16 protein-coding genes and 1 riboswitch are annotated in these 20,323 nt (G+C 57.5%); of the genes, 4 read left to right on the top strand and 12 right to left on the bottom strand.

Features of this window, described 5'->3' with window-relative positions; genetic code table 11:
• Positions 1-84: 84 nt before the first annotated feature.
• From bluB to cbiB, 11 genes are all read right to left on the bottom strand, one after another.
• Positions 85-786: a 5,6-dimethylbenzimidazole synthase gene (gene bluB, locus MWU64_RS09455; RefSeq protein ID WP_247063781.1), complete on the bottom strand. Its 702-nt coding sequence runs from the start codon at positions 784-786 to the stop codon at positions 85-87.
• Positions 783-2,252: a cobyric acid synthase gene (locus MWU64_RS09450; RefSeq protein ID WP_247063779.1), complete on the bottom strand. Its 1,470-nt coding sequence runs from the start codon at positions 2,250-2,252 to the stop codon at positions 783-785. Before MWU64_RS09450 ends, bluB begins: the two co-directional genes overlap by 4 nt.
• Positions 2,253-2,864 (bottom strand): cob(I)yrinic acid a,c-diamide adenosyltransferase, encoded by a 612-nt coding sequence (cobO, locus tag MWU64_RS09445; RefSeq protein WP_247063777.1) that lies wholly within the window; start codon positions 2,862-2,864, stop codon positions 2,253-2,255.
• 27 nt (positions 2,865-2,891) lie between these two features.
• Positions 2,892-7,046 carry a cobaltochelatase subunit CobN gene (locus MWU64_RS09440; RefSeq protein WP_247063775.1) on the bottom strand — a complete coding sequence of 1,385 codons (4,155 nt, stop codon included), beginning with the start codon at positions 7,044-7,046 and terminating at the stop codon, positions 2,892-2,894.
• A 31-nt stretch (positions 7,047-7,077) separates the two neighbouring features.
• Positions 7,078-8,409: a cobyrinate a,c-diamide synthase gene (locus tag MWU64_RS09435; protein WP_247063773.1), complete on the bottom strand. Its 1,332-nt coding sequence runs from the start codon at positions 8,407-8,409 to the stop codon at positions 7,078-7,080.
• Positions 8,410-8,431: 22 nt separating this feature from the next.
• Complete coding sequence (locus tag MWU64_RS09430) at positions 8,432-9,205, bottom strand: ABC transporter ATP-binding protein (protein ID WP_247063771.1); 774 nt, start codon at positions 9,203-9,205, stop codon at positions 8,432-8,434.
• On the bottom strand, positions 9,205-10,164 hold the full coding sequence (locus tag MWU64_RS09425) for an iron ABC transporter permease (protein ID WP_247063769.1): 960 nt from the start codon (positions 10,162-10,164) through the stop codon (positions 9,205-9,207). Before MWU64_RS09425 ends, MWU64_RS09430 begins: the two co-directional genes overlap by 1 nt.
• Positions 10,165-10,200: 36 nt before the next feature.
• Positions 10,201-11,088 carry a cobalamin-binding protein gene (locus MWU64_RS09420; protein WP_247063767.1) on the bottom strand — a complete coding sequence of 296 codons (888 nt, stop codon included), beginning with the start codon at positions 11,086-11,088 and terminating at the stop codon, positions 10,201-10,203.
• Between the two features lie 28 nt (positions 11,089-11,116).
• Entirely contained in the window at positions 11,117-12,922 is a 1,806-nt protein-coding gene (locus MWU64_RS09415; protein WP_247063765.1) for a TonB-dependent receptor, read from the bottom strand.
• Between the two features lie 143 nt (positions 12,923-13,065).
• Positions 13,066-13,259: riboswitch (cobalamin riboswitch) on the bottom strand.
• Between the two features lie 58 nt (positions 13,260-13,317).
• Entirely contained in the window at positions 13,318-14,364 is a 1,047-nt protein-coding gene (gene cobD, locus MWU64_RS09410) for a threonine-phosphate decarboxylase CobD (RefSeq protein ID WP_247063763.1), read from the bottom strand.
• Positions 14,361-15,296 (bottom strand): adenosylcobinamide-phosphate synthase CbiB, encoded by a 936-nt coding sequence (cbiB, locus tag MWU64_RS09405; RefSeq protein ID WP_247063761.1) that lies wholly within the window; start codon positions 15,294-15,296, stop codon positions 14,361-14,363. Before cbiB ends, cobD begins: the two co-directional genes overlap by 4 nt.
• 125 nt (positions 15,297-15,421) lie before the next feature.
• On the opposite strand from cbiB, the gene cobT reads away from it, so the two are divergent.
• Positions 15,422-16,480: a nicotinate-nucleotide--dimethylbenzimidazole phosphoribosyltransferase gene (gene cobT, locus MWU64_RS09400; protein WP_247063759.1), complete on the top strand. Its 1,059-nt coding sequence runs from the start codon at positions 15,422-15,424 to the stop codon at positions 16,478-16,480.
• A gap of 6 nt (positions 16,481-16,486) precedes the next feature.
• Positions 16,487-17,083 carry a histidine phosphatase family protein gene (locus MWU64_RS09395; protein ID WP_247063757.1) on the top strand — a complete coding sequence of 199 codons (597 nt, stop codon included), beginning with the start codon at positions 16,487-16,489 and terminating at the stop codon, positions 17,081-17,083.
• On the opposite strand, the gene cobU is transcribed toward MWU64_RS09395, so the two are convergent.
• Positions 17,074-17,613: a bifunctional adenosylcobinamide kinase/adenosylcobinamide-phosphate guanylyltransferase gene (gene cobU, locus MWU64_RS09390; protein WP_247063755.1), complete on the bottom strand. Its 540-nt coding sequence runs from the start codon at positions 17,611-17,613 to the stop codon at positions 17,074-17,076. The genes MWU64_RS09395 and cobU overlap by 10 nt on opposite strands.
• A gap of 101 nt (positions 17,614-17,714) precedes the next feature.
• Here cobU and MWU64_RS09385 point away from each other — a divergent pair, with 101 nt between their 5' ends.
• Both MWU64_RS09385 and MWU64_RS09380 read left to right on the top strand, forming a co-directional pair.
• The gene (locus MWU64_RS09385) at positions 17,715-19,589 is read left to right on the top strand and encodes a putative nucleotidyltransferase substrate binding domain-containing protein (protein ID WP_247063753.1); all 1,875 of its coding nucleotides are present in this window, start codon (positions 17,715-17,717) and stop codon (positions 19,587-19,589) included.
• Complete coding sequence (locus MWU64_RS09380) at positions 19,582-20,304, top strand: 3'-5' exonuclease (RefSeq protein ID WP_247063751.1); 723 nt, start codon at positions 19,582-19,584, stop codon at positions 20,302-20,304. The genes MWU64_RS09385 and MWU64_RS09380 overlap by 8 nt, the downstream gene beginning before the upstream one ends.
• Positions 20,305-20,323 lie beyond the last annotated feature (19 nt).

Below are 20,323 nucleotides of genomic sequence, written 5' to 3'. Positions count from 1 at the left end.
CCTGAACAGAAGTCCCAAGTCGGGTCGGATCGTACCCAATTCGGGACCTATGAGGAAAACGATAATAGTTTTTTATGGTACCCATCACTCCCCGGCGAGGTGCTTTTTCAGTTTCCTATGCGCAATCGGCTGTCCCCAGCTATTCCCATGCACCAGATCTTCCAGCGGCAGCCGGGAACGCCAGCCTTTGGACTGTAATTCCGGTTGCTCGAGGAATTCACTGACATAGCCCAGGCAAAGATAGGCCAATGGGTATACATGATCCGGTAACTGCAGGATATTCGACAGTACGTTCTGATCCAGGATGCTCACCCAGCCCACGCCAATGCCCTCGGCCCGTGCCGCCAGCCAGAGATTCTGCACCGCCAGGCAGGTGCTGAACAGGTCCATTTCCATAATGGAGTTTCGGCCCAATACATTAGGGCCGCCGCGGGATCGATCACAGGTGATGCAGAGGTTGATGGGGCTTTCCAGAATGCCCTGCAGTTTCAGGCTCCGATAGGTTTGCTGGCGCTCGCCGGTGTAGTTTTCCGAGGCCTTTGCGTTTTCCTCGTTAAAACTGTCCAGCACCTGCTCGCGCACCGCCAGGCTGTCGATCACGATGAAATCCCAGGGCTGCATGAAGCCGACCGACGGGGCGTGGTGGGCAGCTCTCAGGATGCGCGCCAGAACCTCCTCCGGAATGGCATCTGGCAGGAACTGGGAGCGCACATCCCGGCGCTCGAAGATGGCCCGGTACAGGCCTTCGCGCTGGGCCTCGGTGAAGGGATCATTCGGGTTACTCACAACTGCAACAGCCTCCTTAACCGGTCTGTGTCCAGGCACTGCTCCACCTGATCGGCCAGGCGATCAAGTTGCTGCAGACGGTGACGCTGGTAGTCCACCGACTGCTCGCCCTGTGCTTTAAGGCCTGCCCAGGCCAGAATGGCATGGCAGGCGGCTGGCTCGTCGAAGACGCCGTGGATGTAGGTACCCGCCACCTGGCCATCCGCACTGACGGCGCCATCCGGCCGGCCTTCCAGCTCTGCAAATGGACGCACCAGCGCGGCACCTTCCGTGACACCGTTGTGCATTTCATAGCCTTTCAGGGCGCCTGTCACCGCCGTGCTGGCAACATGGGAGGTCAGCCCGCCATTTACCATTCGGAGCTGCTTGCCCGGCACCATACGGGTAACCATTTCGAACAGGGCCAGGCCCTCGGTAGTGCCGGCTTCACCCTCCAGCCCTTCCGGGTCTTCCACTTTTAGCCCCAGCATCTGGAAGCCGCCACAGATACCCAGTAGCTTGCCGCCATACCGCAGGTGTTTCTGGATGGCTTCCGGCCAGCCTTGTTGCTTCAGCCACTGCAGGTCGTGCCGGGTGCTTTTGCTGCCGGGCAAGATAATCAGATCCGCTGGCGGAATGGGTTCATCCGTCCCCACGAACACCAGGTCAACGCCCGGGTGGAGTCGCAACGGATCAAAATCATTGTGGTTGCTGATCCGCGGAAATACCGGCACGACCACTTTCAGGGCTCCGGCCTCACTGATGCCGGCGGTACTGACGCTGTCTTCGGAGTCGATCACCAACCCATGCAGGTATGGCAAAACCCCGAACACCGGCTTGCCCGTGTGTTCCGTCAGCCAGTCCAGCCCGGGCTCCAACAGCGCAATATCGCCCCGGAACCGGTTGATGATAAAACCCGCCGTCCTGTCCCGCTCACTGTCGGAAATCAACGCCAGCGTACCCACCAGCTGGGCGAAAACCCCGCCCTTGTCGATATCCCCTACCAGCAACACCGGGCAATCGGCGGCTTCGGCAAAACCCATGTTGGCAATGTCGTTGGCCCGCAGGTTGATTTCCGCCGGGCTGCCAGCGCCTTCGGCGATGACCACATCGAAGCGGTCGCTCAGAGCCCGCCAGCTTGCCATCACCGAATTCATCGCCTCAGCTTTGTAGGCGTGGTAATCCAGGGCATCCATATTGCCATGAACCCTGCCCCGTAATATCACCTGGGCCCCGCAATCGCTCTGGGGCTTCAGTAACACCGGGTTCATGTCACTGTGGGGCTCCAGACCACAGGCCAGTGCCTGCAACGCCGTGGAGCGGCCAATTTCGCCACCATCCACGGTAACCGCACTGTTCAGGGCCATGTTCTGGGGTTTGAACGGTGCCACCGACACCCCCTGACGCGCCAGCCAGCGGCACAGCGCCGCCACCACCGTGGTCTTGCCAGCATCCGAGGTGGTGCCCTGCACCATCAGGGTGGGCATTTACAGCTCCACGCCCTTCTGGGCCTTGATGCCCTGATCCTTGAAGGCGTGCTTGACCACACCCATTTCGGTCACGGTGTCGGCCAGGTCGATCAGTTCCTGGGGAGCACCACGGCCGGTGACCACCACATGCTGCATCTCCGGCCGGGCCTGCAGGTCATCCAGCACCCGGTCCAGATCGATGTAGTCGTACTTCAGCGCGATATTCAGTTCATCCAGCAGTACCAGGTCATAGCTGTCATCGCTCAGCATGCTTGCTGCAACTTCCCAGGCATCGGTTGCGCTCTTCACATCCTGTTCCCGGTTCTGGGTGTCCCAGGTATAGCCCTGGCCCATCACGTGGTAGGTCACGTTCGGCAGGCTCCGGAAGAACGCTTCCTCACCGGTGCTGAACGCACCCTTGATGAACTGGACGATGCCCACTTTCATACCGTGGCCCAGAGCCCGGGCCACCATGCCGAAGCCGGAACTGCTCTTGCCTTTGCCGGGGCCGGTGAGCACCAGCAACACGCCCTGTTCTTTCTGGGCACTGGCAATGCGTTCCTGCATGATCTTCTGTTTTGCTGCCATGCGCCTGGCATGGCGTTCGGGGTCTTTGGCGCGTTCACGCATGGGTATTCTCCTGGTCATTTTGGAATGTCAGCCCTGGGGTGCGAGCTGATAAGTCGAAGATCCACCCTTGCGGGCGGAATCAAAAGCCTCCCGCTGTTGCGGGTCTAACTGGCCCGCAACCCAGTCCATCAAGGGATGATCCGGGCGAGTGTGGCCGCTTCCGGGCAAGCCATGGTCAATGATATTGCCGGCGAAATCACGCACGAGGGACTTCAGGGTGAACACATTCACTTCCCAGAAACCACGCTTGGCTGCCAGTAGGGCAATGGCCTGCATATGGGTCTTTACGTGAACATTGTGCCCCTCTGCCAAGAAGTCACTCAGGCCCAGCCCATGGCGATCCTGAAAATACACCTCATTAATTTCATCCCAGACACTCGAGCGAAGCACCTGTGGACTGGTAATCTGCCAGCCCCAGAGGTTATCCAGAAAATCACTGCCCATGGTGCGCGCACCGGCATAGCCGTGCTCCATCAACGGCGCTAGCCATTGGGGATTCAAATTTCGGGCGCGAAGCTCAACCTGCAGTGCCCGCTGAAGCGAGTCCACCGCTGGGTTCTTTGGATCCTTGTACTGTAAGACCATATTCTCCGGCGGCTCGCCCCGCAAATGCTCTACCGCATTGGATAACCCGCCCTGGAAGTCAAAGCCGTCATCATTATCAAGCAGGCCATACAAATGGCTGGATCGTCCCAGATAAGTTTTGTCGACAGAAAGCAGCTGGCGATCAAAGGCTTCGTGCGCCGGTTCACCTAGGCTTTCTTTACCGTAAACATGCCCCATTCGACGACGATAGGCATCGCCCAGCTGCTGCCGCCCCTGCCATGCGCCAGTGCGGGTAGCCAGCCGGTTCACCCCAGCTCCGTACGCTCCCGGCGCTGTGCCAAACACCCGGTAGGCCGCCTGATTACCTGCATCCTGTACCGACTGTCCGGCAGTTAAGAGAACCCGAGTATCAGCCACCCAGCGTGCGGCCACACCATTGATTTCCAGCGATTCGCTACCGTGTTCTTGCAGGGCTACCGGTAAAACCGACAAAGCCTGATCGAGTGCGGGCACCAAATCCGGGTGCTCAGTTGCTATGGTTTTTGCTGCGCCCGCCAGCGCGTACCGAGAAGCCAGATCCAACCACTCCAGCTTGCTTCCGTATAGATCCCGGAAGAGCCCCGATGTGGTAAAGAGCACATTACGCCGAACCGGGTTATCTGTGCCCGGTCCTGCGGGCAGTCGCGCCAGACCATTAACAATGCCTCGGCTATTCCACACCGGGCGGATACCCATAAGTTTCAGGCCGAAGGCAATCATCACGCCTTCGTCACGCACCGTGTCCGACGCCCAGAGAACCAATGCATCACTTTCGTTACTTTGTCGGGTGCCCGTTTTTTCTGCTTTTGCGGCTAAATCCTCGGCCAGTGACCAGGCCACTCGCGTCGGAATCAGGTCGTCAGACAACGCATGAAAATTTCTCCCCGTTGGCAAGACTTCCGGGGTTCGCAGCGGGTCGTTGCCATGCCCGGGCGCTACAAAACGACCATTAAGCGCGTTCAGCCAGCTCTTCCGCTCAGCCGCAGGTGACATCGCCAACCTCTGTCGCCAGCTCGGTTCTGGCTTACCCGACTTGCTCGCCATTGAGGTCAGCATCGTGTCCAGCATCTCGTCGGTCCAGTCCTTCCCAAACACATGCAACCCCAGAGGCATGAAATGCTCCTGGATGTCCGTCACATAGTGCCCGGCTTCGTGAACCAGTAGCTCGGGCGACAGCTCTTCTATCGAAACTTCATCGGCGGAAAGCCCCATTTCATTGGCAATTTCCTGCTCGATATCGTCGTCGATGTCCAGCAGCAAGATTTTTTCTCGCAGCATTTGCAGCGCCCGCTCACGGGTTGGGCTATCAGGATCGGTCGCCGACTCCCAGGTTTCCACCAACTGCCTTATTTCAAGCAGGTCGTCGTACAGCTCAGTAACCGCTAGGGGCGGTGTCAGATGACTGATCATCACGCCCAGCGCACGCCGCTTGGCCTGAATGCCTTCACCAACTCCGTCGACGATGTAGGGGTAGATCAATGGCAGGTTACCCCCCAGCAAATCAGGGTAATCATCCTCAGTCAGGCCAGCGCGACGCCGTGGCAGGAATTCACGGGTGGAATGCCGCCCCACGTATACCAGCGCATCGGCTTTATAGTGGTCTCTCAACCAATGGTAGAAACCCACATATTGGTGCGTTGGTGGGAAAGTGGTATTCGCGTGCAGCAGCTCTTCATCCACCTCCCAGCCTCTTGGTGGCTGGGGCCCAATGAATATATTCCCGAACCGCAGACCGGGGAAGATCAAGCGGTCATCCACCACCATCGACAGCCCCGGCGCTTCACCCCAGCCTTTCAGCCCCGGTATGCCCGTATCCGCCAATAAAACTCGCTGTTCGTTCAATTCGCTTTTGTGCCCGCCTTCTTTCAGGCGCTGCCCCCACAGTGCTTCGTATTCATCAAGCTGGGCGAGGGCTGTGGCCCGGTTCGGGTGTTGTACATGCTCGATTAAATTCCGCAGATCCTTAACGCCTCGATCCAAAAGGCCCAGGGCCAAGTCCTGCTCCCCCAACTGATGGGCTTGTTCCAAGCGTTCATGGAGATACCCCAATGGACCGTGCGCTATTTCTTGCTGCACAACGTTTGGTAGAGATTGCAGATAACGCTGGTAGGTTTCTGCGCTCATCGAAGGTACCTCACTGGCCATTTCCTTCATCGAGCGCGGGTCATCCGGCAGACTAACCCCGCGCTGTTGAACCAGGTCTAGCAGGGCTTCCGGACTGTCAGGTAGAGGGCCGGTGCTGAACCCCTCGGCTTTCAGCCACGTCAGCATTTGGAACAGTGAAGCTGGAACATCCAGGTTGTCAGCACCTATATTCTGGCGCCCGGGGGGATGGTTGTAATAAACAATAGCCACCCGTTTGTCGGCGTTATCCTTAGTTTGCAGCACCTGCCAACGCTTAAGGCGTTCAGCCAATGCAGCAACACGGTTTGGAACCGGTTGCGTCAGTGTCAGCGCAACGCCAGTTTGGGGATCGATCTCTTCAGGCTCCGCCGTTGCCAGTACCATGGGTTGGCTTACACCCTGAAGTTCCGGCATGGCCAGGTTGTAATGCACTTGATCAGTGGGGATACCATCAACGGAAAGCTGCCATTGATTACGAGTTCGGGAAGCCAGCCTAAGGCCTTTGATGACAGGCACGTTGAGGCGGATCAACTCTTCCGTCACCGCCCTGCGCCCTTCACCTCCACCGATGGTGAAATCCTGCAGGCTGACAATACCCGCCAATGTTGCGGGTTGAATCGCTTTTTCGAGAGTGCGCAAGGCATCAAGGCTGGCACCACCCCATCGGGATAGGATCGCAAAGCACTGCAGCTCCCGAGCTTCCAGGGCCGTACATGTGTCGTCCAGTAAGCTCCGATCTCCCGGTCGGTCTCCGCTGTCCAGATCAAGAACCACGACTACGGGAGCGTCGGTCAGCGTCAGTGCTGAAGCATCCGTGCTAGCTTCACCATTCTGGTAATAACGGATACTGGCACGGGGCTCGGGCTTGTTGTAACCCATGTCGTGTCCCGCTTTGGCCAATAGCCACCGTATCAGGCCATCCAGATGTTTCGGCGTCCTGCCCTGATAGAAAGCGCGGCCTTCCAACCAGTCAGCCTGGGCGGGAAACAGGGCCCGCCGACCAACCAAATCCTCAGCAGCATCAACTCCGGCCGCCGGCGCCGCAACCAAGGCCTTGAGCCCGGCGGCATCCAGCTCCGCCAATGGCTTTTCTCCATTGAGCTGAGACAGCCGTGAAATACGCCAATCACTGTTGATACCTAGCACAGGCATCTGCCCAGCGGTGTCATCCGCTGCCACGTCTTTTACCAACCCGGCAAGGCGCTCCACCTGGTCACCAAAGACCGCCGCCAACACGATCGCATCAGCGTTCTTGAGCAACTCGAGCACTTGTTGGTCGCTCTGAGTGGCCAGTTGATCGGGGGTTCGCAGCAACACGCGGTGGTCTGGGTTATGTTCTAAAAAACGGTGAGCGCCAGCGGCCATTTCTGCGGCTGAACGCTCAGAAATAATGCCGACGACGCTAGCAGCCATCACTGAATACGCCCAAAGCATTACTGTCATGGCCGTCAGAAAAGCCTTCAGATATCGCATCCGTGGAAGCCCTTTCACAAGTTATGGTCGATTACGAATGATCTTTCTCGGAGTTACCCGGAAATATCAGTGCCTCACCGCGGAAAATCGCCGCCACAAGTTCGGGTGCTGAGGGGAAGTAACCGTGGAAATAGCTGGCCACCAGAGCATTCTCACAAAAAACAGCTTCACTGCCGGTGCCCGCCTGTTTTTGAGTTTGGGCAGCAGGTTGCCAAGTGGTATCCAGCGTGGATCGGTGAAAAGTGTGGCCCCGCCACTCGCCTTGTTCCGTCGTCAGGCTGTGCATACCCAGGCCCTGTAAGCGCTTGGCCATACCCGCTCGCCCCGGTATCAAGCCATACAGCGAATGTACAATGCCGTCTTTATCCGATAGCTCTTGCGCGCAGGCCATCAGGCCGCCGCACTCCGCCAATATTGGCTTACCTGCGTTATGAAAGGCACGAATTGCATTCGCCATCGCGGAATTCTCTGCCAGCGTATTGCCGTGCAGTTCCGGGTAACCACCTGGAAGCCAAAGCGCATCCGCGGGCGGCAGCTCCGAGTCTTCCAGCGGGGAGAAATAGTGCAGTTCAGCGCCCATAGCCTGCAACAACTCAGTGTTGGCGCGATAGATAAAACTGAAGGCGGCATCACGAGCGATCGCGATACGAACACCGGCCAATAGCGTTTTCGGTTTAGTTGCCGGTTCAACGGTGGGAATTTCCACCGCTTTCGGCAATGCGTCGAGCCCCGCGTCTTTCAGCACTTGGGCAGCGTCATCCAGTTTCTGGTCGAGGTTGCCCAGCTCTGCTGGCTGCATCAACCCCAAGTGTCGCTCCGGGATGTTCATGGCGTCGTTTCTGGGAATAGCACCCAGCAGACGAATCCCTTCCGGCAGTCGTTCTTTCAGCATTTCACCGTGGCGCGGGCTACCGATTTTGTTCGCAATCACGTCATAAATTGACAGCTCCGGGTCAAAGCGGGCAAGCCCCAACACAAGAGCGCCAAAGGTCTGGGCCATGCCACCGGCGTCGATAACCGGCAGTGCAGGGATACCCATAAGCTTTGCCAAATCAGCACTGGATGGATCGCCGTCGAACAACCCCATCGCACCTTCGATCAGAATAAGGTCGGCATCTTGCGCTGCCTCAGACAGCCGCCAGCGGCACTCATCTTCTCCGGTCATCCATGGGTGTAATTGATAGACAGGGTGGCCGGATGCGACCTCCAGCACCATGGGGTCGAGATAATCCGGCCCGTGCTTAAACACTCGCACCTTACGCCCGGCATTCCGGTGCAGGCGGGCCAACGCCGCTGTCACCATGGATTTCCCTTGCCCAGAGGCGGGGCCGGTAATCATTACGGCTGGGACGGACTTGTTCATAGTTTTACCCTTGTCATCGTTATTAACCGGCGCTCACAGGAACGAACACCGGTGCGCCATCGGCCTCTACGGTCACCAGTTTCTGGTTATACAACTGCTCAAGTGCGGATGGTTTCAACATGCTGTCAGCGGGCCCCCAACAAGCATCGCCATTGGGGTAAAGCAGCAATACGTGGCTGCACCAGCGTGCGGCCAGATTCAGGTCGTGCAGACACATGAACACTGCCTTTCCTGCATCCGACTGATCTCTGAGCAGACTCATTACTTTGACCTGATGGTGCAGATCGAGGTGGTTGGTAGGCTCGTCAAGCAGCCAGATATCGGGGTTTTGGGTCATCAGTGTTGCGATCGCAACCCGCTGACGCTCGCCGCCCGACAAGGTGCTGAGCAATCGGTCAGACAAATGATCGACGTCCAGCGCCGCCAATGCCTGTTGCGCACGAGTTTGGTCATCGGCTTGTTCACTTTCCCAGGGCGACAACCATGGGTGACGCCCAATCAGTGCGGTTTCCATGACCGTTGCGGGAAAACTGTCTTGCCGCTCCTGAAACACTAACCCCAGCTTCCGGGCAATATCGCGGCGCTTTAGCTCAATCAGCGGGGCGTCGTTCAAGACAACCCGACCAGTGCGCGCAGGTAATAAGCCCGCGAGGGTATGCAACAGCGTGGTTTTCCCGGCCCCATTAGGGCCTAGCACGCCCCACGTCTGACCGGGCTCGACACTCAAATTAAGAGGAAAACCGTCTGCTCTGCCGGGCACGTTTATGATCAAATCGCGAGTATGCAGCGTGCTCATTAACGGCTCCGGTGCAGTAGATACAGGAAGGTTGGCACACCCAGCAAGGCAGTAATAACGCCCACCGGAAGCTGCTCAGGCGCGATCACCGTGCGGGCGAGAGTATCCGCCAAAACAAGCAGGGTGCCGCCAGCCAAGGCACTGGCCGGCAGGATGATGCGCTGATCGTTGCCTAATACCAGGCGAAGCATATGCGGCACAATCAGGCCTACAAACCCGATACTGCCTGCGGTTGTTACCGCCGTCGCGGTCAGGAGGCTGGCGAGCACATAGATAGTCCACTCCAGCGGCCGTACCGACACCCCGAGTGCCGCTGCCTGCATCGGGCCACGCGCCAGCACGTTCAGATTACGAGCAAGCGGTAAAATCACCGCGATCGCGAATATCAGAACCACCAATGCGGGCCACGGCGTGCGCGCGTAGGAAACATCGCCCATTAGCCAATACAACATGCCGGGAAGCTTGTAAGACGGGGTAACCGCCAGCATGAGCGTAATCACTGCCCCCCAGCCGGCAGCCACTACAACACCGGTCAGCAGCAGACGCGAGGCCGTCCAACTGCCCGTGCCGTGGGCAAGGCCAAACACCAACACCATTGCCAGCATGGCACCGGCAAAGGCTGACCCCGAGATCACAAAGGCTCCCATTCCGGTCAGCATTGCCAACAACGCACCAACAGCGGCGCCACCAGACAACCCCAGCACATAAGGGTCCGCCAGCGGGTTGCGCAGTAGCACCTGCATCAGGGCACCCGCTACCGCTAACAGGCCACCGGTCGCGAAAGCCGCAAGGGTGCGCGGCAGACGCAGGTCCAGCAACAAGGTGCGATGCAATGCGCTGCCTTCACCCTGGATGACAGCCCAGAGTTCTGAGGGCGCAATATTCACGCTGCCGATGGCCAAGGCCAATATCAGCGCGGCCAGAGAAATCGCGCCGAGTACCAGTAAAGAGCGAGTCATCTTACTGGCACCTGTTTACACGGGTGTTTGCAGGCCTTACTCGCGTTCACGGGCAACATCCAGTCTTTGGCAAATGTCCCGGCTCGCCTCGAGAAGTCTGGGCGTCGGCCTTGAGATGGGTGATGCCGGGACAAAGAACAAGTTATTTTTTGCCACGGCAGTCATTCCGGTGTAACTCTTCCAGCGATCAAGCTGGTTATCTTCGGCACCCTCAACGCTTCCTGTGATGATTGCATGAGGGTCGGTCTCTAACACCACTTCTGCACTGATTCTCGGCACCAGTCGCGGCATATCGCCAAACACATTCACCCCACCGCAAAGCCGAATTACCTTACCAATCAGATGGTTATCATTGATCGTCATCAGCGGCGTCTGCCAAACTTGATAGAAGACCGGTATGGGCTCTGCGTCGCGGTACTGCTTTGCAATCACGGCGATCCCTTTACGGAAACGTTCCGCTTCCGCAAACCCCTCCTTTTCCGTACCCGCCAGTATTGAGAGCTGTTCAATAACTTTGGAAACGCCCTCGAAGGTGCGTGGTTCAATGGCAAACATGGGCAAGCCGAGTGCTCTCAGCATCTCCATTTGCGCCGGGGGATTACCGGTTCGCCAGGTGATCACCAAATCGGGCTTCAGCGCCAATAACGCTTCCAGATCTATCCGGGTGTGATTACCCACCAAAGGTAATTTGAGGGCGGCTTCAGGGTAATCGCTGTAATTCACCACAGCGACCACCTTGTCGCCCGCTCCCGCGGCAAATGCCAGTTCCGTGGCGCCAGGAGACAACGTGGCGATGCGTTTGGCCTGATGATCCAGGCAAAGTTCTTCCCCTTGATCATCCGTTACGCAAACCGGGGCTGCCACCCCGAATGGTGCCAGTAGCATCAAGCCTAAAAGCAGGGCTACAGCTTTCCACTTTATCACTGGCACCTCCCGGCAGTATCAATAAACGTTATTGAAAGTCGTAGCGGACGGTCAGCATGGCGGTGCGGCCTGCTGTTGTATAGGTGTCTCCGGTCCATCGACTAGCTGTATGGTATGTTTTATCGAACACGTCTTTAACGGACAATTTCGTCACCCAATCTGGTGCAAACGACCAACTCGCTCTTAGGTCAACAAGCCCGTAGCCTGGCAAGCGGCCCTGCTCACCGGTAGCGTTGAAACGATGGTTCTCTGCGCGAGCAGTACCACCAACACTCCAGCGCCCCATAGATCGATCAACGTCCAAACGTATTGATTGCTCTGCACGGCGCCGTAACTGATCACCAGTCTGGCTATCTTCGTAATCTCCAAAGGTTCCAGCCAGTTTTATAAGCCACTTATCTACTTCTAGCCCTGCAAATGCCTCAACTCCCCGTAGGCGAGCTTCAGGAACACTACTGGCACCATTCGCGGTGGGCAATGACAGGTCGTCCACGTCACTTTGGAACATCGCTACATCCCAGAACCAGGAGGTATAACGTCCCGCAAGCCCTAACTCATAACTGATAGCCTCTTCCGGCTCCAGAGTTGGGTCTCCGTAATTAGGCCAGTACAAATCGTTAAACGACGGTGCTTTAAATGAGGTTCCAGCACTGACGCGAACACGGTGCTGACGGTCAAACTGGTAGCCCGCCGCAGCGCCCCAAGTTGTATGTTTGCCATAAGCTTCATTATCATCATGACGAATACTCAAATGGACGTCTGCAGGTCCAAAACCGAGCAAAGCTTGTGCAAAATAGGCGTTATTTGCACGACGGCTTTCCTCGTAAGCAGTTGTACTGCTCACCTGATCTGTCATTCTTTCAGCGCCTACAACAAACTCATGTACGCCCCAAGTCAGCCAATTCTCTAGCCTCGTCGTGCGGCTTTGAGTATCGAAAAAACTAGGAGAGCTACCCGGCTCAAACGACTCTCCTTCATCTCTTGCATCAGAAACCTGCAATTTTGCACGCCAATAACGAGTGATCGGAGCTTCCACACTGGCGCCTGCAGTCTGAAGGGTAAAATCCGTTTCGCCACCTTCGTACTCTGTTGTTCCATTCGCGTTGAGGAATAAACCAGAAACTTTCACTCCATTTGAAAATACATGGCTAGCGCTCGCCACTGAGGAATGATTATCGTACGCCTTATCTTCACCACCAATTACAACTGGCGCACCATCGGTTCGGAAATAATGAGTACCTACATTAACTTTGGTGTCACTTTCAGCAAAGGAGAAACCTGCACCGTACTGCTGGCTATCGAAGTTACCTGCACCAACTTCCACCCAACCGCCCGCCGACTGTTTGGTTTCTGGCAAGGTAAATGCTTGAATTACACCACCTGTCGCATCCGCACCATATAAACTGCTGCGACTGCCCCGAACAATTTCCACGCGTTTAATCATCTGGGGCGGCAGGTGCTGCCACGCTGGAGCACCCGAAGTTGCTGAGCGTAAACGAATACCATCTACCAGCAACACTGCACCCGACGAATCATGCCCCCGAATGAACACACTGGTTTGCTTACCAAAAGAGCCCGTATTCGTAACGTTAATACCCGGCTGACTTTCCAACAGTTCCGAAAACTGCAATGCCTGCTGCCTTGTTATTTCTTCCTCTTCAAGCACCGTCACCGAGGATAAGCTTTCGCCCTGAGTACTCGGTGCCATAGTAGCGGTCACTACAATAGGGTTCAGCTTTTGGGTTTCTTGGGGGCTAATATCAGCCGCCGAAGCAAATACAGGCAACAAAATTAACGCCGGAATGGCCTTCGAAGGATTCATATCATCACTCACAGTGCACCGCACGCACCCGCGCGGTCGGTCTTGGTTACTGCGAAGGACAATTAAGGTTTTCGGACGGGGGTGGAGGGCATGTAGTGCTGATGAGCCTAGTCACCCACCGCCGTGGCCCTCCGCAACGTCTGGTGTACGGAGTTGAGAATCTCCGTCTTTCAGGCCGGTCTCCGGACTTTCAGGGGGAGCATGTGCTCCGGAGCAATCACCTTCCCATGCCTTCGGCACAGTGGCGTAACGGATTGCGATTAACCTGATTACCGTTGCGGGGGCAGTACTGGACTCTCACCAGTTTCCCGTTTCACTCTAAGTATTCACCCGACTTTCGCCAGTCTAAAATGAACATGCAGAGCACCTGAAATCGCGGGCAAGACTACCAACCGAGATGGGGGTGGTCAATGACATATATAAATTCCCGACAGAGCGTCAGCCAAGCACCGCCAACTGGCCTCAGCGGCCGGCAAACCAAAGCGCAAAGCCTCGGGAGAATCGAAGCACCGCACCAGAACTCCGCACCGAGCGAGTCGGTCTGCGATTTCCGCTGCCCGAGGATGTCGTACCGTTTGAAACAGCAACGTGCCACTAGGGACACCCAGACCGTGTTGCTCAAGCAGAGCGGACAATCTGTTCGAGGCTTCTTTCTGCTTGATCAATGCGTTTGCTTGCCATGCCTCATCTACCAGCACCCATTTCATTAGATATCGCGTCGGGCCACTTACAGGCCAAGGCCCAAGTTCTTGACCAATTCTTCTTGCCAGCGCACTCTCCGTTAGCACCGCGCCGGCCCGAATTCCGGCCAGCCCGAAAAACTTACCTAAAGATCTCAGTATCACGAGACTGGCTGCGCCCGCCCAGGGGTCAAGCCTATGATCGGGAAGCCCCTCAACAAACGCCTCATCCACCACCAACCAGCCCCCATGCCGCGCTAGCCGTTCCCGCCATGCCAACAATCGCTCCGGCAACAGCACCTGCCCGGTCGGATTGTTCGGGTTAATCCAAACCACCACATCCACCGAATCCAGCCAGCTCAGATCATCCGCCAGCGCCTGTTGCGCTGAAATACCCACCACATCAAAACCCGCCCGCTGCCAGGCATGGCCATGCTCCCGGTAACCCGGCATGGGCACCGCTACCCGGCCAAGCCCGTGCAAGCGCTTGCGAACGGCCGGTAATGCCATGATGGCTTGCTGGCTACCCGCCACAGGCAGACAGGCCGCCTCGGCCGGTGCACCGGCCCAATGACGGATGATGTTTTCCAGCCCGTCATCCGGCTCGGGCAGGCGTTGCCATACTTCTAAGGGAATCTCGGGGATCGGGTAGGGCACGGGGTTAATACCGGTGGAAAGATCCAGCCACTGGTCTCGGGGTATGCCCCATTTGCGCACCGCGGCTTCCAGCCTGCCGCCGTGCTCGGGGCTCTCCGGTGAATGAAACGGAATCACACAGCACCTCCAGCCCAAAAACCAAAGGCAAACAGCGCCAGGACAATCAACCACAGCCCCACACCCCGCTGGACCAGCCCGATAGCCCCTTCAACTGTCCGGGCGGTTGCCTCTGGGCCGCTGCCCAAGCGAGGGCGTTGTTTAACGCCGCTGGCATAGGGAGCCGGGCCGCCCAGCGAAACGCTCAACGCTCCGGCTCCGGCCGCCATCACCGGGCCAGCATTGGGGCTGTCCCATGTTTTTGCCTGACGAAACCAACACGACATCGCCAGCCGCGTGTTGCCCAGCAGAGCGTAGGTCAGCGCGGTCAGTCTTGCAGGCACCCAGTTCATAAGGTCATCCAGCCGGGCGGCAAAGCGTCCAAAATACAGATAGCGCTCGTTACGATAGCCCCACATGGCATCCAGCGTGTTCGCCAGCCGGTGCAAAACCACACCCGGCAAGCCCGCCACCAGAAACCAGAACAAGCTGGCAAACACGGCATCCGCTCCGTTTTCTAACATGGACTCGGCTGCGGCCGCGGCCACCCCGCTGTCAGAAAGCGATTCGGCATCACGGCTCACGATGCGTCCCACTGCGGTACGGGCTTGCTCCCCATTCCCTTGCAGCAAGGCATCCGATACGGCTTTGCCGTGCTCGGCCAGGCCCCGCAGCGCAATGGCCAGCCACAGCACAACCGCCTGTACCCCTAATGCATCCCAGCCACTCAACAGCTCCTGTAAAACCATTGCCACGGCCACCAGGGGCATCGTTAACAACACGACGGCAATACCACCACGCACCACGCTACGGCCCGGTTGTTGCGGCCGACGATTAAAACGCCGCTCAATCCAGACAACCACACGGCCAAAGCCCACTAACGGATGCCAGCGGCGCGGCTCACCAATCAAAACATCCAGCAAAACCGCCATACAGCATACGGCGACCGACATTGAAAACGCATCCAAGACCATACCCTCATGAAGAATGCCGGCAAGTCTACCCGACCGACGCCTCTCCTTGACACCATTGGGCCACAGATAGACCATCCCCACTTTCTGTTCACAAGGAACACGCCATGCCTCTGCCCAAAAGCTGGCTTCAGCAGCCCCCCACACCCTCCAGTGCGCATTTAGAACTTGCTGCAGCCCGTCAGCAAGTACTCACTAAGCCGCCTGGATCTCTGGGTAAGTTGGAACAGGTCGCCATTACGCTCGCAGGTTTGTCGGCTAGCGAAACGCCGACGGTTGATCCGGTTCGTATGGTGATTTTCGCCGGTGATCACGGCGTTTGCGCTGAAGGCGTATCCGCTTTCCCGCAGGCTGTTACCGCGCAAATGATTGCCAATTTCGCTGATGGCGGCGCAGCCATCAGCGTCATGGCGAAAGAACTTGGCGCCCGTTTGGAAGTGGTGAATCTCGGCACCGTTGCAGACGTGCCGGCGTTACCCGGAGTGATTAACGAAATCATCGCTCCCGCCACGACGAATATGGCGCAAACGTTCGCCATGACACCCGAGCAGGTCGAAACGGCACTGACCAGCGGCGACAATGCCGCGGAACGAGCGAAAACGGCGGGCTGCCGCTTGTTTATCGGTGGCGACATGGGCATTGGCAACACCACCAGCGCTTCGGCTATCGCCTGTGCTCTTCTGGGACACCATCCTCAGCAGTTGGTTGGCCCGGGAACGGGCCTGAACGCCGACGGCGTCTCGCGAAAAGCGGCGGTGGTGGAGCGCGCACTAAGCCGCCACGGTGACAGCAAAGACCCACTGACGGTGCTGGCCTCGTTAGGCGGATTCGAACTGGCCGGTTTGGTGGGCGCTATTATGGGCAGTACGGCCCGGGGGATTCCGGTGCTTGTGGATGGTTTTATTGTGTCGGCCGCTGCATTGATTGCCGTACACCAGCAACCGTGCGTAAGAGACTGGCTGCTGTTCGCCCACCGCTCCGCCGAACCCGGTCACAACGCGGTGTTGGAAGCGTTAGAAGCTTCGCCCTTGCTGGATCTCGGTATGCGCTTGGGCGAGGGCAGCGGTGCGGCCGTAGCGGTGCCTTTGCTCCGTTCCGCCTGCGCTTTGCACAATCACATGGCCAGCTTTGAAGATGCCAACATCAGCGGAAAATCCGAAGAGTAAACCACCATGACCACCCTTCTTGACCTGATCCGCCACGGCGAACCCGAAGGCGGCCCGATGTTCCGGGGCAGCAAAGATGACCCGTTGAGCGAGCAGGGCTGGCAGCAAATGCACGCCGCCATCGCCAGCACCGACCACTGGGATGCCATCGTCAGCTCGCCCATGGCCCGCTGCCAACGGTTTGCGGAAACGCTTGCCAAGCAACAGAACATTCCGCTGCATATCGAACACGAACTCCGGGAAATCGGCTTTGGCGAGTGGGAAGGGCTGACCGCAGAACAGGTCGAGGCCGGTTACGGCGATCGACTGAATCGCTTCTGGCAGGACCCGATTAATTTCCTGCCACCGGGCGGTGAACCGGTCGCCGACTTTTACGCCCGGGTTATCCACAGCATCCATCGTTGGCAGGAAAAACTGTCCGGGCAAAAGGTATTGGTGGTCTGCCACGGTGGCGTTATTCGAATGGCCTTGGCTGATGTTCTGGGCATACCGCTGGAGAAATCCTTCACCGGCTTTGCCGTGCCTTACGCCTGCCGCAGCCGTATTCAGATCGATCAGTCTGAATTTGGTCTGTTTCGCAGCGTGATCAGCCATCAGCCATAAGTACTGCTGCCTTTGAGCGTTAGCGGCAACCCCGCAACCGACATCACCACCTCGTCACAACGCTGGGCCAGTGCCTGATTCAACCACCCCAGCTCATCCGCAAAGCGCCGGGTGAGCGGGTCCATGCCAATGGTGCCCAGCCCGACCTCATTGGTAACCACCACGACAGAGCCGGCATACTGCTCAACGGCGGTTAAAAAATCCGCTCGCTCGCGCTCAAACACCCCGCTTTCGGCAAACAACAGATTGCTCAGCCACAGGCTCATACAATCGATGAGCAGCAGAGGCGGCTTGGACGATTGCGCCTGATAATCGTTGAGCACCCGGGCTAATCCCAGCGGCTCTTCAACCAAGCCCCAAGCAGCGGGCCGTTGCTGTTGGTGCCGGCGAATACGCAAGGCCATTTCATCATCGCCTGCCGTGGCCGTCGCCACGTACACCACCGGCTCTTGCGCCGCCTGCGCGCGCTGTTCAGCCATCGCCGTTTTGCCAGAACGAATGCCGCCGGTTACCAGCAATTTTATCGTCATGCCAAGCCTCCTGAAGGCCCGTGAGAAAGGGGGCCAAAGGTACACCAAAAAAAACCACAACTGCTATAGTTTGGCCAGAACTCGTATTTGCTGGAGAGAACATGCAGGCCGAACTGCTGGACATTCAAAATCACATTATCCAACACGCACCGTTTGACGAAATGTCCGATGAACTGCTGGACAAAATCGTCACCAACATCGAGGTAGTTTACGTTCGTGCCGGTACTCAAATAGTGGAACTAGGCCACCAGGCCGATAGCCTGCATTACGTTCGCAGTGGTGCCGTCGAAATTTACCGGCGCTCGGGCGAACTCTACAGCCGCGTGGGTGAAGGCGAGATATTCGGCCAGTTCGGCCTGATGATGAACAAAAAAGTGCGCTTCCCGGTGAAAGCCATCGAAGACAGCCTCATCTACAAAATCCCCGATCATGTTTTTCACTACCTGTGGGAACATGACGACAACTTCGCCGACTTCGTTGAAATCGAGGACCGCAGTCGCCTGCGCTCTGCCGTCTCGCGCCGGGAAAAATCGAACCAGCTCATGACGGCGAAAGTGACCCGGCTGATTTCCCGAGCGCTGGTGTGTGCGCCTACTACCGTGCGTTTGCAGGAAGCGGCGCGGATTATGACCGACAACGGCGTATCGTCCTTGCCGGTGATGGACGAAAGCGGCGACACGCCAAAACTGGTGGGCATTATTACCGACCGGGATTTACGCACCCGGGCCGTGAACCACGCCTTAGCCTCTGAAACCCCGGTCAGTGAAATCATGACGGAAGGGTTGATTACCATCCGTAGCCGGGCCTTTATCTTCGAAGCCATGCTGACCATGCTGCATAACAACGTGCACCACTTGCCGGTGATGGACGGCAATGAAGTGCGCGGGGTGATCGCGCTGTCGGACATCATCAAATACGAAAGCCAGAGCAGTATCTATCTGGTCAGCAACATCTTCCGCCAACAGAATGTGAAGGGCTTGAAGAAAATCAGTGTGGATGTGCGCGACAGCTTCGTGCGCATGGTCAACGAGGATGCCAACTCCCACATGGTGGGCAGCGCCATGGCCGGCATTGGCCGCAGCTTCAGCCAGCGCCTGCTGGAACTGGCGGAAGAAAAACTCGGCCCGCCACCCGTTCCTTACTGTTTCATGGCGCTGGGCTCTATGGCTCGGGATGAGCAGCTGGTGGTCACCGATCAGGATAACGCTCTGATTCTCGATGACAGTTTTATTCCGGAAGAGCACGACGAGTACTTTCTGGCGATGGCCAAGTTTGTCTCAGACGGGTTGGCAGAATGTGGCTACACCTACTGCACCGGCGATATCATGGCCACCAACCCCAAATGGCGCCAGCCCCTGCATGTGTGGAAAAAATACTTTACGGACTGGATCGAAAATCCCAACGGCCAGACTCTGCTCAACAGCAATATTTTCTTCGACCTCGATGGCATTCACGGTGAAACCAATTTCGCCGAGCAGTTGAAAACTCTGGTCGCCCATAAGGCCTCCAGCAGCCAGCGATTCCTGACGCTGATGGCCCGCAACGCGCTGAACCGCACACCGCCACTGGGCTTCTTCCGCACCTTCGTGTTGGAAGAAGACGGCAAGCACCAAAAAACCTTCAACCTGAAGCGACGGGGCACCGCGCCGCTGTCCGATCTGATCCGCGTACACGCACTGGCCTGCGGCTCTCGCTCCCAGAACTCGTTTGAACGTTTGAAGGACATTGCCAACACCAAACTGCTGGTCGACGACGATGCCGGCAACCTGCGTGATGCCCTGGAGTTTATTTCCATCGTGCGAGTCCGCCATCAGGCCTTAGCCATCGAAGAGGGCCGTGAGCCGGACAACAACGTGCGTCCCGAAGACTTGTCACCTTTCGAACGAAGCCACCTGAAAGACGCCTTTCAGATTGTCAGCAATGCTCAGAGATTCCTGAGATTCCGCTACAACGCAGGGACGGTCAGGAATGCCTAGCAACATCAAAAGCCGTAACAGCAAACAGAACTGGCCAGAAAACTATCGTGTACAGGCGACGAAGGCCGTCGATCCGCGCATTCGTGCCTTTTACGAAGCCGGCTGCCCCAACCCCGAGACGCCGATCAAAGACGTTCCGCTGCTGGCACTGGATTTCGAAACCACCGGGCTGGACGCTACCCAGAACTCAATCGTGAGTATCGGCTTGGTTCCGTTTACCCTGAAAGGTATCCAGCTTGGTAAGTCATGGCATCAGATTGTGCGCCCGAAACTGCCGTTGCATCAGGAGTCGGTCACAATTCACGGCATTACCCACGCTGAAATTCAGGACGCGCCTGACCTCGAAGAAGTGCTCGACCCGCTGTTTGAACACCTGACCGGGCGCATACCGGTGGTGCATTATCGCAATATCGAGCGCCCTTTTCTTAATACCGCTTTGCAATGGCGGTTAAACGAACAACTGCGTTTTCCGGTCATCGATACCATGGCCATCGAAGCCTACCTGCACCCCCAGCGACGGCCCTCGCGCTGGCAGCAACTGATGGGTAAAAAGCCCACATCAATCCGCCTGCCCGACAGCCGAACCCGCTACGGTTTACCCCACTACGCCGGTCACAATGCCCTGATCGATGCCATTGCCACTGCCGAACTGTTACAAGCGCAGATCGCTCATCATTTCAGCCCGGACACGCCCATCGGCGATCTATGGGTATAGGCCACCGTAGCCCGAACCT

The organism is Marinobacter sp. S0848L, assembly GCF_023016065.1.
Lineage (GTDB): Bacteria > Pseudomonadota > Gammaproteobacteria > Pseudomonadales > Oleiphilaceae > Marinobacter.
This window is presented reverse-complemented; position numbering and strand designations above follow the sequence as displayed.